The organism is Sphingopyxis macrogoltabida, from assembly GCF_001314325.1.
GTDB lineage: Bacteria > Pseudomonadota > Alphaproteobacteria > Sphingomonadales > Sphingomonadaceae > Sphingopyxis > Sphingopyxis macrogoltabida.
On record NZ_CP009429.1, the window covers coordinates 3,034,366 to 3,050,186 of the forward strand.

A 15,821-nucleotide genomic window follows, 5' to 3' on the forward strand; every position below is an offset into this window, starting at 1 on the left:
CATGGAACCTTATGAAATTATCAGCGGTCCGCTGGAGCTGTGGCGCGCACCGGTCGGAACGGCCTTCCCGCTGATCGATGCCGCGCCGGGCGTTGGCTGGATACTGGTCGGCAAGTCGGGCAAGAAAAATTACTCGGACGATGGTGTCAGCGTCCAGCACAACCAGACGAACAATAAGGTTCGGCCGGCCGGCTCGATCGGTGCGCGCAAGGCGCTGCGGCAGGACGAAGATCAGCGCATCACCGTGACGCTGTGGGACGCGACGCTGGAGCAATATTCGCTGGCGCTGAGCGGCAATGATCCGACGACGGTTGCGGCCGGGGTCGGGACGGCCGGGTATAAGTCGATCGGGCTGTCGCGCGGCGAAACCGTCAAGGAGTTCGCGGTCCTCGCGCGCGGCAAGTCGGCTTACGACGAGAATATGAACGCGCAGTATGAAGTCCCGCGCTGCTATCAGGACGCCAGCCCGACCGTGCTGCATAACAAGGGCGTCCCGGCCGGGCTGGAGCTGGCGTTCGAGGCGCTGGAGGACGACGAGGCCGAAAGCGACGACGAACGGTTCGGCCGGCTGATCATGCAGACGGCGGCGCCGCTGCCGGGCGGCGGCTAAGTCCCCGATCGTGCGTAGCGACGACGCCGCGCTGGTCGGCCGCGCCCGCGCGGTTCAGGCCGAGCTGCGGCAGCACAAGAGCGCGATCCGGGAGCATCGGTCCGCTGCCCAGGCGGCGGCGGCCGAGCTGGACAAGATCAGGGCGGAATGCGCGCGGCGCGGCATCGCCCTGACGCTGGTCCCCGGCGCCGCCCCGGTCCCCGGACCGGGGCGAGCGGGTCCGGCAGGCCGGGCATAGCCCGGCCACACCCCTTTCCAACCAGGCGCAGGAGATTTCCATGGCCGACGAGCCCTTGCTCGACCTGAATACGCTGATCAAGCGATCGACGATCGATCTCGACGGGACGCGCTATGAGCTGTTCAGCCCCGATGAACTGTCGGTGCTTGCCTCGCACCGGTTCAGCGTGTGGGCGCGGCGGATCGAGGTGCTGAACAAGCGCGACGACGAAGACGATGCCGTCGAGCTGGACGCGCTGATCGGCAAGGCGGCGCGCGCCGCGCTGGTCGATATGCCCGACGAGGTGTTCGACACCCTCACCGGCGCGCACCGGGCGGCGGTCACCGACGTTTTTATCGGGCTCCTGCTGCGCAAGCAGCTCGCGGTGGTGGGAGCGACGGTGCGGGCGGCGGGCGTCCAGCCGACTGGGGCGACATCCTCCCCCGGCTCCAGCGATATTATGGCGGCGACCCGCGATGGTGGCTGGCTGAAGCGCCTGCGGCGCTGGTTCGGGCGTATCTGAAAATGATGCCGCGGCTGAAGGCCGAAGAGCAGCTCGGCGCGATCGAGGCGACGGCGCTGGCGATGGGCCATTATGACAAGGGCACGATGCGGCAGAAGATGCGGGCATTGCGCGATGCCGTGTCGGGCGACGGCCGACGCGCCCCTGGCGTCAAAGCGAGCCCGGCGCAGCTCGGCGCGGTCGGCATCGGTGTAAGAATGCTTCCGGCGCCTTCTGAGAAGGTCGTCAGCGATGTCTGAGGCGCTGGGTGAAGCCCTTCTTTACCTGCGCACCGACGATCGCGGGTTAGAGGCGGGGATCAAGAAGAACCATGCGGCGAGCGATGCCTTGGGCATGTCGTTCGACGACACGTCGGGCAAAGCGACGAAGATGGGCGGCGCGCTGCGCGATGCCGGCAAGGAAGCCGGGGCAGCGGGGGGCAAGACGGGCGAATATTCGCGCGAGATCGCCAAGCTGAAGGCGATGCTCGATCCCGCGTGGGGATCGATGCAGAAGTTCCGGCAGGAAGCGATCGTCGCGCGCCAGGCGCTCGACGCGGGCGCGATCTCGCATCGCCAATATGTCGAGGCGATGAAGCTGAGCGCGGCGCAGGCGGGCATCCTGACGAACGTCCAGGCGAAGGCCACCCAGATCACCGGCGCGCAGCGCGCGGGCATCACTCAGCTCAACCAGAATGTCGGCGACATGGCCACGATGTGGGCCTTGGGCGCACAGCCGATGCAAATCTTCACGTCGCAGATCGGGCAGGTGGCGCAGGCGATGCAGCTCGCGTCGGGCGGCACCAGCCGGTACGCGGCCATTCTCGGTAGTCCGTGGATATTGGCGGCATCGACGGCGGCCGTCGTGCTCGTTCCGCTGATCGCGAACCTTTTTGAAACCGAAGAAGCGACGGATAAGGCGGGTAAAGCCAACGAAACTTGGGCCGACAAGCTGGACCGCAGCAAGCATAGCATCGACGAAGTACGCGCGGCGCTTCGGGATTATAATGCTGAGCAGAAGAAGGCGACCGAAACGACCCTCGACGCCGCTGCCGCCGTCGCAGCTCAGGCCGAGGCGGAACTAAGGGCAGCGCTGGCACTCCGACAAAAATTGGCGGCCCAGCTCGCAGCTGCTGAAGCCAACGCGTCCGCCAATGCCGGTCAAGGCACGGGCGGCGCGGCAGGCGCCTACACCAGCGGGCAGCTTGTGGGTATCGCGGGGCAAGTGAATGCGAATGAGGCGGCGATCGCGCGACTGACCCAAGATGCGCAAGACGCCGCGGCCAACGTCGCCGACGAGCTGGCGAAGCTCGACACCGATGTGACGGCGAATATCAAGTTCCAGTATGAGCAGCGGCGCAAACTTGCGCGCGAAACGATCAAGGATTTCGAAAAGCTTCAAAAGCGGCTTACCGAGCTGCGCAAGGCGGAGGCGGCGGACCTTGCGGAAGCCAGCGCCCAAAAGCGCGCCGATCGCAACAGCCAGTCGACCGTCGGCGATGCGACCCGGTTCATTTCGCCGGTGTCGGGCGGCACGATCCGGGGCCGCTTCGGCGAGAACCGAGGCAACCGCAATCATGCCGGCATCGATATCGCCGTGCCGGTCGGAACGCCGGTCAAGGCGCCCGCCGATGGCGTGGTGATCGAGGCGGGCACGCTGCCCGGCTATGGCAATGTCGTCTATATCGACCATGGCCGGGGCACGATCAGCCGCTTGGCACATCTCAGCAAGATCGGGGTGAGCAAGGGCGATGTCGTCAGCCAGGGCAATGTCGTCGGCCTGTCGGGTGGCGCGCGCGGCGCGCCGGGTGCGGGAAACAGCCGCGGGCCGCATGTCCACCAGGAAGTGCGGGTCAACGGGCGTCCGGTCGATCCGCGCGGCGGACCGTTCCAGACCGATCCGTCGAGCGCCCAGGACAAGGCGGAGAAGCTCGCCGAACAGGCGGCGCGCGCGGCCGAGCAGGAAGCGCGGCGCGTCGAACGATATACGCGCGACCTTGCCGGGCTTCAGGACGAAGCGCTCGACCTTCAGGCGCAGCTCGCCGAGACGGCCGAAGATCGTCACCAGCTCGAAAAGCAGGGCCTCGATATCGCGATTGCCGAGCAGCGGCGGCGGATTACCGACAACGCCGATTACACGGCGGCCGAAAAAGAGACGCTGCTGGCGGCGCTGGAAAAGAAGGCCAGTCTCGAGAAGGAACTGCTCGACCGGCGCCGCTCCGAAGAGCTGGCGCGTCAGCAGCTCGACATCGCGCAGGCGCTGGGCTCGAACCAGCATGATTTACTCCAGATGGGGTTGCGGCTGGCCGATACGCGGGAGGAGCGGCGCGACATAGAATTGCGCCTGCTGGACCTGACCTATCAGCAGGAACGCGCCGAGCTGGAAGCGGTGCTGGCGAGCAAAGCCTCGACCGACGCCCAGAAAGGAATTGCGCGCGCGCGGCTGGCGATCCTCGACCGGCTGAAGGCGGGCGACCGGCAAGCGCTTGAGCGCGAATATGAAAGCCCGCTCGAACGCTACAAGCGCGAGCTTGAGGGCGTCGGCCGCAACATGAACGACGAGATGGAGAAGGTCGCGGTCAATGGCCTCGACCGCCTCGCCGATGGCCTGACGGACGTCATCATGCGCGCGAAGTCGCTGGGCGATATGTTCAAGCAGGTCGCGAAGCAGATCATCGCCGACCTGATCCGCATCTTTATCCAGCAGCAGCTTATCCTGCCCCTGCTCAACATGATGGGCGTCGGGGGCGGCGGCGGAGGTATTTTCGGGACGCTTTTCGGCGGCGGCGGGGCCGGTGGCAAGGTCATCAACGCCGGAAGCGTCCTGAAAAAGGCGGGCAAGTTCGCCGGGCTGTTCGCCGATGGCGGGCTGATCCCGAACGGCAGTTTCGGCATCGTCGGCGAAGCCGGGCCCGAACCGATATTCGCAACGGGCGGCGGCGTCGGCGTGCTGCCCAATTCGGCATTGCGGGCGATGGGGCAAGGCAACCCCGGCGACACCTATTTCGACCTGCGCGGCGCGGTGATGACCGAAGATTTGCTGCGGCAGATGAACGCCATGTCGCAGGCGCACGCGCGCGGCGCCGTCTCCGAATATGACCGCGGCGTCGGCGGGCGCGTCCAAGACAATCTCGCGAGGCGCGGCTGATGTTCGAGCCCGAAATCTTCGACTGGCCGGCGAACCTGATCCCGACCGATATCACGATCCACGCGCCGCATGACACGGCGGGTCTGACGACGAGCGTCAACGGCGCGGTGCAGGCAAAGCCGGTGATCCGCCCACCTTTTAAGGTGACGCTGGAGTTCGAGACGCTGTTCGGTGCCGAGGTGCTGGCGTGGCGGGCGATCATCGGATCGCTGGAAGGCCGGTCCAACCGCCTGCGCATCCCCCTGTTCGACCTGTGGTTCGCGGCGAAGAAGCGGCAGATCGCGGCGGGCCGCGTCCCGCATTCGGACGGGACGGGCTTTTCGGACGGGACGCTCTATTCGACCGACGATCTTGAGGGCGTGACGGTGACCGCCGTGCAGGGGCAGCGGAACATCACGGCCGACTTCGCGGGCTATGCCGGCGCCGACCTGAACGCGCTCCTCCAGGCCGGGCTTTATTTCGGGCTGCACGATCAGCCGTATCTGGCGACACAGGTCTTTTGGGACGGCAGTGTCGCGACGATCCGGACCAACCCGACGATGCGTCACGCCTATGCCGATCAGGAGCTGCGGCTGCGCCCGGTGATGATCGCCGGGCTGGTCGACGACAAGGGCGGCACCCTTACCCTGAAACGCGGGCGCTGGGGCGGGCCGTCGCTGGAGCTGGAGGAGAGGTTCGATGGCCCTCTTCCCTGAGACGATTGCCATGGCGCTGGGCGGCGGCAAGGTCGAATGCGCCGAGCTGGTGCATTTCGATTTCACGACGCAGCCGATGGGGCTGTGGAACGGCGGCGGCATCTTGCGGACCAACGACGCCCGCCTTTGGTCGGGGCTGGGCACGCTGGGCAGCATGAGCGGGATCGAGCAGGCGGTGAACGGCGAAGCGCCCGAATCGGCCTTCACGCTGTCGGGCATCGATGCCGACGTGCTGCGGCTGTCGCGACAGGAGTTCGAGCCCGAATGCAAAGGCCGGATCGTGCGGGTGCTGATCCAGTTCTTTGGCATCGACGATCCCGCCGATCCGGGCAATCAGCGCCCGCTGGACAACCCGTTTCCGATCCATGCGAGCCGCATCCTGGGCGCGACGTTCACCGTCGACCAGGAGAATGGCGAGCGTGCGGTCACATTGTCGGGCGAAAGCCTGTTCTCGCTTCGGTCGCGGCCCAAATATGCGATGTATACCGACCGCGACCAACAGCGCCGCTTCCCCGGCGACAAGGGCTTCGAGTTCGTCCAGGCGATCGTCAACAAGGTGCTGACATGGCCGGACTATTGATCGCGTCCGCGCCGATCGGCGCGCCTCACACGGTCGCGGCCGAGCTGCGGCGCTGGGCCGTCGAACCGTTCGACCTTGGCATAGCCAACTGCGGGCTGAGCGTGATCGGCTATGTCGCGCGGGTAACGGGCGCGCCGGTGCCGGCGTGGCTGTTCGCTTTCGGCCGCAGGGGCGCGGCGCGGCTGATCGACGACGGCGCACAATTCGAGGCTGCCGCCTCGCGTGCGCTGTCGGAAATGGGATGCCCGGAAACGGACGCGCCCGCGCATGGCGACGTGGCGCTGGTCGAACTGCCCGGTTCGGGCCTGACCGCGTGCATCCGCGCCGGGACGCTGTGGGCGGCACGCGGCGCCTGCTCGGCCGAGTTGGGTCCGGGGACCGTGCGCAAGGCATGGAGGGTCGCATGCCGCAGGCCCTGACAGCATGGCTGGTCAAGATCGGGCTGACGCAGCTCGCTGCGACGCTGATTTCGACGGCGGTCACGATCGGCGCTTCGATGTTGCTCAATTCGATCTTCGGCCCCGGTCGCCCGAAGCCAAGCGACCAGCAGCAGAATATCCGCATCGCGGTCGGATCGCGGAAGCGCCATTATGGCATCGTCTGCACGGGTGGGCAGGAAAGCTTTATCGAGAGCCGCAACGGGACGATCGTCAAGATCGTGACGCTGGGGACCGGCGAAGAAACCGAAATCCTTGAGCACAAGATCAACGATCAGGTGGTGACGGTTGTCGGCGGCACGGTGACCGACGCCAAATTCCATGGCGCGCTCCATATCTACACGCGCCTGGGCACCGACGATCAGACGGCGATCGGCGAGGTGACGGCGGTGTGCCCCGAATGGACGGCCGACCATCGCCAGCGCGGCTGCTCGCTGGCGGCGATCATCGGCGACCCGGTGAAGCAAAGCAAATTCGGCGAGGTCTATAACGGCCAAATCCCGCAATACACCCAGACGCGCAAGGCGGCGAAGCTGTACGACCCGCGCAAGGATAGCACGATGGTGATCGGATAATGGCGGGCGAGCCGATCTATGGCGACGGCGCGCACCGGATCGCCGACAAATCGACGCGCGAGTGGTCGGACAATGCGGCGCTGGTGATCGGCGACTATGCCGCGCATCCGGACGGCTATGGGCTCGGTTACGAGAATGTGAACTGGGCGCGGATCGCGCGCGAGGCGGATTGCAGCGACGAGCCGGTGGAGACGGTGACCGGCGAGACGATCGCGCGCTGGCGCCTGTGGGGCACCTATGCTCTGGCGAGCGAGGAACGCCGGCAGGTGCTGGCCGACATGCTGAAGGCGTGCGACGGGCATGTCTGGCAGGATGCCGACTGGAAGTTCAATCTGATGGTCGGGCGATACGAAGAGCCGACCGTCGTCATCACCGACGATCATATCCTGTCGATGACGGCGAAGAAGGGACCGCAGGCGCGTCACGCGGTGAACGCGGTCAAGGTCATCTATACCGAAGCGGCGATTGGATATCGCGAGCAGGAAAGCGCGACGGTCGCCGATCCCGACGCCGAGGACGATCCGAACATCGATCCGCAGCGGGTCGATGCGCTGTTCGCGCCGCATCACAACCAGGCGGCAAGGATCGGCAAGATCAACCTGCGCCAGCTTGGCGACCGCTGGCACCTGTCGGGCGCGCTCAACCTGTTCGGGCTCAACCTGATCGGCGAGCGTTTCTGCCGGGTCCGGTCGGAGATGCTGGATATCGACGCGGTGTTCAAGATCGGGCCGCTGCGGCTGGAGCTGGCGGCAGGGCGCGTGCTGCCGCAGGCGCTCGACGAAGTGCATCCCGACGATTGGTCATTCGACGCCGAGCTGGAAGAGGGCGTGCCGCCGCTGACGCCGGACATGACGCCCGACGTGCCGACCGTGCCGCCGCCGACCGACCTTGTGCTGTCGGCCGTGCCGATCGCGCTGGGCGACACCAACGGCGTCGCGATCGGCGCGAGCTGGACGATCCCGCGCGCCGACCTGGGCTTTCGCGCGCGCTATCGTCCGGTGGCGGGTGGCGAATGGGTGATGATGACGGTCGACGAGGACGCGGCGACGGCGCGCAGCGGGCCGGTCGATAGCGGCACCGAATATGAGGTGCAGGTTTGGTCCCTGACGGTCGGATATCGCGAGAGCACGGCAATCACCGACACGATCACGCCGGTTGCGGCCAATGTGTTGGGTCCGCCGACCGAACTGGCAGCGGTGGGCGGCGTCGAAGAGGCCGATATCCAGTTCCGGATGCCGGTGCAGGCGAGCCTTGCCTATGCGCGCCTCTATGGCAGCGACACGAATGATTTCGGGACGGCGGTGCAGGTCGGCCCCGATCAGGTCGCCGACCCCGGCGACATGGTGACGATCACCGAAATCGAGCTGCCGGCAGGCACGCGATATTATTGGGCGCGGGCGTTCAAGGCGGGGAGCGGCCAGTCCGCGCTCGCCGGGCCTGTGTCGGCAACGATCAGCTAGGAGCACGATCATGGGCGTCATCGCCGACAAGTTTGAAGAGGCATTTCGCGATTTTACGACGGCGGGCGTCATGTCGAGCGGGAGGTTCACGCCCGACAAAGCGCTGATCCGCGCGCTGGGGATGGTGATCGAGAGCCAGATCGTGACGAGCGGGCTTGGCTTTGGCAATGCCGATACCGAGGCAGGGTTGCCGGTCGACGGGCCTGCCGACGAGACATCGCCGCATATCGTGTTCGTCAACGATGACCCGGACGCGGAAAAGAACGGCCCGTGGGTGTGGCGGAACGACGCCTGGGAATATTACACCGAGTTCTATGCCGCGCTGGCCAATGTCGTGGCCCCGCTGGTCGCGCAGGCGCAGGCATGGGCGGAAGGCAATGATCCGGGCGGGCCGGGCACGAAAAGTGCGAAGCAATGGCACGACGCAGCGGCTGCGTTGGTCGCCGTGCTCGGCGATACATGGCCGCTGAAGCCGCCAGCATGGAGCAACGCGCTGCGCGGGCGTTACGGGATCGGCGGGGCGAGTGCGTTGTCGCTGAGCGGCAGCGCCGTCCAGAAAAGCAATATCTGGTCGCAGGACATTTACGACGCCTATGGCGAACCGAATGTGATCGAGATCAGCGGGGTCGCGGCGGCGGCGGGCGCCTATACTCCCGAAATCGATATCGTGCTGAGCGTCGCCGACCTTGCCCGGATCGGAATCATCCCCGACGACGTGGCGCCGCCGACGATTTCGCTGCGCGCGGCGATCATGTTGTCCGGGCTGGTCAATCAGAACATCACGACGGTGGTGGCCGATGGTTATGGGCAGGTTGCGTTCGCGCTGCGGTATGACGGCGCGAACGGCAGCACGGTGTCGGCCTTCTCGGCCGCCCGGCAGGACATCGTTTTCTATAACAACAATGCCGCGCTGCACGGCAGCGGCTATAACCCGCCGGGCAATCCGTTCGCCGGCAGCGTCGGTGCGATGCTGGCCGACACTGGTCGGTTCAAAGGCTATAAGCGCAGCGGGTTCAAGGTCTATGCGACGCTAAACGGCAAGGCGCTGACGCACCTGAAAATCAAGATCTTCGGCCGCGCGGTGGCGGAAGGTGCCTATACGCTGCGCCTCGCGCGGCTGGCGGTGGTGGCCGGATCGGTGATCGACGACGCCAAGAGCTATATCGACCGCGAGGACAAGGAAGCCGCGACGGTTTCGCCGAGCGAATATGGCTTTGTGACCGTGCAGAACGCCAGCAAGGTCGGGGTGTTCGGAAACAGCTTTTCTTATGGCCAGTTCAATCCCCGCGGGAAAAACTGGATCGCCAAAGCGTCGGCGTTCACAGATTATAATTTCGAGAATTTGGCGATCTCCGGCGACACGGTGATCACCCAGATCGAGCGTGTCCGGGCTGGCCGCATTTCGTTCGGCAACCGCTCGGCAAAGGATTTCGGCCTGACCTATGCGATGCTGGTCGCCGCCGAAAATGACCCGACCTATGAGCGCAACAAGGACTATGCCGACGACATTCGCGCCTTTTGCCAGACAGCGCGCAGCATCAACGGCACGCCGATCATCGCGACCGAATGGCTGAAGGAACAGTTCGGCGGCGAGTATCAGGTGCAGCTCCACGCGTTGGCGGCCGAGTTCGACGGCTATTTCCTGAACCTGACGACGACGGGGCGGCGTTTCGACAATGGACGCGACCTTGAGTTCTGGGGCAGCGGCCATCCGGGGGTCCGCACGAACCATCTGTTCGCCGATCCGGTGACCCAGTTCGTGCGGAGCCTGCCGCGCCCGCGCCAATCGCTGAAAATCTTCCGCCGCCGTCCGTCCTACGCTGTCGCCGGCCTCGACGACCTGGTCTATGACAGCCACTTCGAGCGCGCGCAGCGGTTCATGGAAATCGACAGTGGCCACAATTCGATGGTCACGGCGGCCGACAAATATATGGACGCGCTCGCCACGAGCGGCGGCGCGATCGGTTATGCCAGCAACGATAGCGAGTATTTGAAGCTGCAAGCCGGCGTGGCGGTCGCGTTCGCTGATTATGCGACGGTCGACGCGATCCTACCGGGCACCGACCAGACGCTGGACGAGGTGGCGCTGCTGCTTTCCGATCCATCGGTCACCGTCTATGTCCGCGACGTGCTGGCGGCACCCTATGAGAGCGCGCCGCCGACCGGCGTGCGCTATGAGCGCTTCACGTCGACCGGCAACCCCGCCGTCGTGCCCGGCGATACCTATACGTCGGACGATGCGGGACTGCCCGGCGCGTTCACCATCGTCGGCAAGGTCGGTGCCGAGGTGCTGATGTCGCCGATGGACCCGAACCGAGCGAAGCGCGGCGCCGGAACGCTGACCCGGACAGGCGGCAGCGGCGCGCCGTCGATCACCTACACGGCGGCGATGCCGGGGGCTCACCCCGACTATTACACGAACTTCGGCAAGCCTGAGGGGCATTGGGTTCAGGTGGTCGGCAGCAGCGCGGGCGTGTTCACAGTTACCGACCTGCGCGGGCGGATGCAGGTCGATCGCATCCAGTTCCTGATCTATAAGGTCGGCGGCTTCTCGCTCAGCGACGTGCGCGTGCGCTACAAGGGCGCGAGCGGCAAGCCTGCGGTGCCGAGGCCCTATTTCGGGCCGCGTGCCCGCGGTAAGCAGCTTCTCGCGCAGACGCTTTGCGGCACGGTCGGCCAGCTCGCCAACTGGACGGTGATCGGGGCGCTCAATGCGGGCAAGCACGTCGGCGATAATGTCGGGACGCCTGTCGGCACGACGGGCTATGTCACCGTCAACACGGTCAACAAGCTGAAGCAGGCAATCGCCATCCCGAACGACACACGGGAAGACCGCGAGATCGAAATCAGGATCACGTGCCGCCGCTGGGTGGAGAAGGTAAATAGCGGAACCTATCCGGTCGCGGCGCCGATCACTGGTGACAGCTTCGACTGGGGGCAGTTGCAGGTCGAGCTGATCGAAGGCGGCATCGCGGCGGTGCGGACGGAAGAAGTCGGGCTGCATTGGAAGGAGGTGACGTTCCGGTGCATCGTGCCGGCGTACACGGCGACGCTGGACGTGCAGATCAGCGGCACCATGGGCGATATCGACATCGCTGAAGCAACGGTGTCGTTCGTGGCGGTCGATGACTGGTCGGCTGCTGTGGCGGGGCTCAGTGCGCAGGTCACCGCGCTCGATGCGCAGGCGTTGGCGCTTGACGCCAGGGCGGATGCGATAGAGGCAGCAGCGGCGCTTCTGGACGCGCGGGTCGGGGTTCTTGAGGGTGGCGCCTAGGCTGTTTCTTAGGGGCCCTTCAGCGCCTCCTGAGGGGCTTCTCAGAACTAGCGGCGCGGGGGTTGAGTGCTACAATCGGTCTTGTCACAAACTATAAAACCTTTTGTCGCGCTTCAATTGAGCTGAACCTTTCGTCGCGGCACGCTTGCCGCGTTCGCCTTTTGTCCCTAGCTTGGCGCGGTGCCTCCCGCTCCGCTTCCCCTGCCCGCTATCCACGCAAGCCATGTCGGCATCTGGATCGCCGATGCCGGCGGGCGCGTCCAGCGGGTCGGCCGGGGCGAAGCGATCGCCGCGGTCGCGGCAACGCCGCACCTGTTCATCAATGCGACGCTGACCGGCGACCGGCTTGGCTACCCCGAGCTTTCGGGGCTCGACCTGCTCGAACTCTTCGCGTTCCTTTACCCCGCGCGCTTCGCGGTTCCGACCCCGGCCGGTATCGCCGCGGCGGCCGGCATCGCGGCGCCAAAGGCAGAGGAGGAAATCGCCGCATTCCTGCCGCTCGCCGCCGCGGCGATGCTCGCCAGCCTTACCGATCCCGACTGGCCCGAACGCGAGGGCGCCTGGCACGCCCTGCAGGCGCTGGCCCGCCAGCGCTGGCCATGGACGCCGCTGGTCCAGCCGGCGCTGGCGGCGCCCGACAAGGCCGACCGCTGGCTGTTCGCCCGCCTGCCCGAGTGGGAAGAAGTTCCGCCGCGCGCGCAGCCGCGGCAGGTGCGCATCGCCGAGGCCGATGTCGCGGCGCGGCTCGACCGGCTGACCGGCGACGGTGCCGAGCGGCGGCCGGGGCAGCAGGATTATGCGCGCGCGACCGCCGCGATCTTCGAGCCGCGCGACCGCAAGGACGCACCGCAGATGCTCGTCGCCGAAGCCGGGACCGGGATCGGCAAGACTTTGGGCTATCTGGCGCCGGCAAAGCAATGGATCGACCAGTCGGCGGGCGCGGTCTGCATTTCGACCTTCACCAAGGCCCTGCAGCGGCAATTGGCACGCGAGACCGAAAAGCTTTACCCCGACGCCGCGACGCACCGCGAAAAGGTGGTCGTGCGCAAGGGGCGCGAAAACTACCTCTGCCTGCTCAACCTCGAGGACGCGTTGCAGGGCGGCTTTTCGGAGCGGGCCGCGATCCTTGCCCAGCTCGTCGCGCGCTGGGCCGCCTATACGCGCGACGGCGACATGATCGGCGGCGACCTGCCGGGCTGGCTCCCGGCATTGTTCCGCCGCAACGGCACCACCGCACTGACCGACCGGCGCGGCGAGTGCATCTATGCCGGCTGTCCGCATTTCCGCAAATGCTTCATCGAACGCTCGGCGCGCGCCGCGACGCAGGCCGACATCGTCATCGCCAACCACGCGCTGACGATGGTGCAGGCGGCGCGTCCGCGGGACGCAGGCGCTGCGGCAACGCGACTGATCTTCGACGAGGGCCATCATCTGTGGGATGCCGCCGACAGCATGTTCGCGGCGGCGCTGACCGGGCAGGAAGCGGTGGAAATCCGCCGCTGGGTGCTGGGCCCCGAGGGCAAGTCGCGCGGACGGCGGCGCGGACTCGCGGCGCGGCTCGCCGATGTCGCGAGCTATGACGAGGCAGGCGATCGCGCGATCCAGGCGGCGATCGCCGCCGCGGCAGAACTGCCCGGTGACGGCTGGCTGGGCCGACTCGGCGAGAATGCCCCGTGGGGCGCGATCGAACAGCTGCTCGCCGCGGTGCGCGGACAGGTCTATGCCCGCGCAGTCGACACGCGGACCGCCGATAGCGGCTATGGCCTCGAAACCGAACTCGCCGAGCCCGACGCATCGCTCGTGACGGCGGCGGCGGGCGCAAGCGATGCGCTCGAAGCGCTGCTCCGCCCGTTGATGACGCTCGGCAAACGGCTCGACGCGCTGATCGAAGATCCGCCCGACTGGCTCGACGGGCAAGCGCGCGCGCGCGTCGACGGCGCGCGCCACAGTCTCGGCACGCGGATCGACACGCTCGGCGGCTGGCTGTCGCTGCTCGGGCGCGTCGGCGGCCCCGCCGACCCCGATTTCGTCGACTGGCTCGCGGTCGACCGCTTCGACGGGCGCGAATATGATTGCGGCCTGCACCGCCACTGGCTCGATCCCGCGCGGCCGGTCGCCGAGGCCGTCTACCGCCCCGCACAGGGCGTGCTGGTGACGTCGGCGACGTTGCGCAGCGGCAGCCATGCGGGCGCCAACGGGGGCTGGGCCGAGGCCGACATCCGTACTGGGGCGCGGCACATGGACGGGCCGGTGCATCATTTCGCGGTGCCGAGCCCGTTCGACTATGCGCGGCAATCGGAGGTGCTGATCGTCACCGATATCGCGCGCGGCGACCTGCCCGCGCTCGCCGGTGCGTACAGCCGGCTGATCGAGGCGTCGGGTGGCGGCGCGCTGGGGCTGTTCAGCGCGATCCGGCGGCTGCGCATCGTCCATGCGCGCATCGCCGACCGGCTCGCACGCGCCGGGCTGCCGCTCTATGCGCAACATGTCGATCCGCTCGACACCGGGACGCTCGTCGACATTTTCCGCGCCGACCCGCACGCCTCGCTGCTCGGCACCGATGCCCTGCGCGACGGCGTCGATGTGCCCGGCGATTCGCTCCGCCTCGTCGTGATGGAGGGGGTGCCCTGGCCGCGCCCGACGATCCTCCACGCTGCGCGTCGCGCGGCGCAGGGCGGCAGCGTCTATGACGATATGGTGATCCGCGGCCGCATCGCGCAGGCGTTCGGGCGGCTGATCCGGCGCAGCGACGATTTCGGGCAGTTCGTCATGCTCTCGCCCAGCTTCCCGTCGCGCCTGCTCGGCGCCTTTCCGGAGGGCACGCCGATCCGCCGCCTGCCGCTCGACGAGGTGGTCAATCATGTCGCCGCCGCGAACGTCGAACGGCGAAAAAGCGCTTTTGCCGCCTTTTCACCGTCATAAGTTTCCGGCACAAGGCGGCGAATTACAAAGCATCAAGTAGAGCGGTGGGGAAGATTTTGAAGAGTTTGACGATCCTGCGCCATGCCAAGTCGGGCTGGGACGCCACCGTGGAGCGCGATTTCGACCGGCCGATCAACGTTCGCGGCCAGCGCGGCGCCGAACTGATCGGGCAATGGCTGAAACGCCAGAAGCTGCCCGTCGACCGCATCATCGCCTCGCCCGCGGTGCGCGTGACGCAGACGCTCGATATCTTCCAGCCCGCCGCCGACCTCGACGCGCTCGAACCGCAGTGGGACCGGCGTATCTACCTCGCGTCGGCCGCGACGCTGATCGACGTGATCCGCGACATCGGCGGCGATGCGACGCACCTGCTCATTTCGGGGCATAATCCGGGGCTGGAGGATCTGATCCTGATGCTCGTTCCCGAATCGGCGGACGATGAACTGCGCGCGCAGGTCGAGCAGAAGCTGCCGACCTCGGCGCTCGCCCGGCTCGAAATCGATATCGACGACTGGCACGCGCTCGACACCGGCAGCGCCCGTTTCGCCGCGTTCATCCGCCCGCGCGATCTCGACCCGGCCCTGTCGCCCGCGATGGACGAGGATTAAGCGCGATCGGGATTAACCGAGCGCCGCCGCGAGCCGCTCGCGAAGCGCAACCAGCGCTTCGACCGATATCCTGCCCGCGCCCTGCGCGACAGGATCGTTCCCCGGTGCCGGCGCACGGGCCGGAGAGGCCTCTACGGCCGGCTGCGCCTTCCCGTCCGAAAGCGCCTTGCGTGCGCCCTCGACCGTGAAGCCCTGGACGTGCAGCAGATGGTGGATCCGCTCGGCGAGCGCGACGTCCTCGGCACGGTAATAGCGGCGGCGTCCCGAACGCTGGAGCGGCTTCAACTGCGGAAAGCGCGTTTCCCAATAGCGCAGGACATGCGTCGGAACGCCGATGCGGTCGGCAAGTTCGCCGATGGCGAGCATGGCGCCGGCGCTCTTGCCGCCGCCATCGCCCGGATTTTCGAACTCAGCCATGGCCGGAGCCCGGCCTATTTGCCGGCGACGCGGGCACGCATCGTCTGGCTGGCGCGAAAGGTCATCACCCGCCGCGGCAGGATCGGCACCTCGATGCCGGTCTTGGGGTTGCGGCCGATCCGCTGCGCCTTGTCGCGCAGGACGAAGGTCCCGAAGCCCGAAATCTTCACATTCTGACCGTCCGCCAGCGCGTCCGACATATGATCGAGAATCGATTCGACGATCGTCGCCGATTCGTTGCGCGACAGCCCGATCTGCTGGTTGATCCGGGTCGCGATATCGGCGCGCGTCAATGTCCCTGCAGTCATGATCTTCCCTTCCCCCTCCTGAAGCGGATGCATGTGGGAATCCCCCGACAGCCCCCACCGTCACGAGTC

General features: G+C 66.8%; 15 protein-coding genes. 13 read left to right on the plus strand and 2 right to left on the minus strand.

Annotated elements, in window-relative coordinates; translation table 11 throughout:
* Position 1: 1 nt before the first annotated feature.
* The 13 genes from LH19_RS15025 to LH19_RS15085 all read left to right on the plus strand — a co-directional run bounded on the left by LH19_RS15025 (position 2) and on the right by LH19_RS15085 (position 15,027).
* A complete protein-coding gene (locus tag LH19_RS15025) occupies positions 2–610 on the plus strand; it encodes a hypothetical protein (RefSeq protein WP_054729555.1) in 609 nt (202 codons plus the stop codon).
* 10 nt (positions 611–620) lie between these two features.
* The gene (locus LH19_RS15030) at positions 621–848 is read left to right on the plus strand and encodes a hypothetical protein (RefSeq protein ID WP_054729559.1); all 228 of its coding nucleotides are present in this window, start codon (positions 621–623) and stop codon (positions 846–848) included.
* Positions 849–888: 40 nt separating this feature from the next.
* Positions 889–1,350: a hypothetical protein gene (locus LH19_RS15035; protein ID WP_054729561.1), complete on the plus strand. Its 462-nt coding sequence runs from the start codon at positions 889–891 to the stop codon at positions 1,348–1,350.
* Between the two features lie 2 nt (positions 1,351–1,352).
* Complete coding sequence (locus LH19_RS15040) at positions 1,353–1,589, plus strand: hypothetical protein (RefSeq protein WP_054729564.1); 237 nt, start codon at positions 1,353–1,355, stop codon at positions 1,587–1,589.
* Positions 1,582–4,476: a M23 family metallopeptidase gene (locus LH19_RS15045; RefSeq protein WP_054729567.1), complete on the plus strand. Its 2,895-nt coding sequence runs from the start codon at positions 1,582–1,584 to the stop codon at positions 4,474–4,476. Before LH19_RS15040 ends, LH19_RS15045 begins: the two co-directional genes overlap by 8 nt.
* Positions 4,476–5,171, plus strand: coding sequence for a hypothetical protein (locus LH19_RS15050; protein ID WP_054729569.1), 696 nt, complete (start codon positions 4,476–4,478; stop codon positions 5,169–5,171). The genes LH19_RS15045 and LH19_RS15050 overlap by 1 nt, the downstream gene beginning before the upstream one ends.
* Positions 5,155–5,751, plus strand: a complete 597-nt coding sequence (locus LH19_RS15055) for a hypothetical protein (RefSeq protein ID WP_145923477.1) — start codon at positions 5,155–5,157, stop codon at positions 5,749–5,751. Before LH19_RS15050 ends, LH19_RS15055 begins: the two co-directional genes overlap by 17 nt.
* Positions 5,736–6,170, plus strand: a complete 435-nt coding sequence (locus tag LH19_RS15060) for a DUF6950 family protein (RefSeq protein ID WP_054729575.1) — start codon at positions 5,736–5,738, stop codon at positions 6,168–6,170. Before LH19_RS15055 ends, LH19_RS15060 begins: the two co-directional genes overlap by 16 nt.
* Positions 6,155–6,763 carry a hypothetical protein gene (locus LH19_RS15065; RefSeq protein WP_145923478.1) on the plus strand — a complete coding sequence of 203 codons (609 nt, stop codon included), beginning with the start codon at positions 6,155–6,157 and terminating at the stop codon, positions 6,761–6,763. The genes LH19_RS15060 and LH19_RS15065 overlap by 16 nt, the downstream gene beginning before the upstream one ends.
* The gene (locus tag LH19_RS15070; protein ID WP_054729581.1) at positions 6,763–8,223 is read left to right on the plus strand and encodes a phage tail protein; all 1,461 of its coding nucleotides are present in this window, start codon (positions 6,763–6,765) and stop codon (positions 8,221–8,223) included. The genes LH19_RS15065 and LH19_RS15070 overlap by 1 nt, the downstream gene beginning before the upstream one ends.
* Positions 8,224–8,233: 10 nt before the next feature.
* Entirely contained in the window at positions 8,234–11,497 is a 3,264-nt protein-coding gene (locus LH19_RS15075) for an SGNH/GDSL hydrolase family protein (RefSeq protein ID WP_054729584.1), read from the plus strand.
* Between the two features lie 180 nt (positions 11,498–11,677).
* Entirely contained in the window at positions 11,678–14,419 is a 2,742-nt protein-coding gene (locus tag LH19_RS15080) for an ATP-dependent DNA helicase (RefSeq protein WP_054729587.1), read from the plus strand.
* 56 nt (positions 14,420–14,475) lie between these two features.
* On the plus strand, positions 14,476–15,027 hold the full coding sequence (locus LH19_RS15085; RefSeq protein ID WP_054733618.1) for a SixA phosphatase family protein: 552 nt from the start codon (positions 14,476–14,478) through the stop codon (positions 15,025–15,027).
* Positions 15,028–15,039: 12 nt separating this feature from the next.
* On the opposite strand, the gene LH19_RS15090 is transcribed toward LH19_RS15085, so the two are convergent.
* Both LH19_RS15090 and LH19_RS15095 read right to left on the minus strand, forming a co-directional pair.
* Positions 15,040–15,444, minus strand: coding sequence for a MerR family transcriptional regulator (locus LH19_RS15090; protein ID WP_054729590.1), 405 nt, complete (start codon positions 15,442–15,444; stop codon positions 15,040–15,042).
* Between the two features lie 14 nt (positions 15,445–15,458).
* Positions 15,459–15,752, minus strand: coding sequence for an integration host factor subunit alpha (locus LH19_RS15095; RefSeq protein ID WP_054733622.1), 294 nt, complete (start codon positions 15,750–15,752; stop codon positions 15,459–15,461).
* Positions 15,753–15,821: the final 69 nt, after the last annotated feature.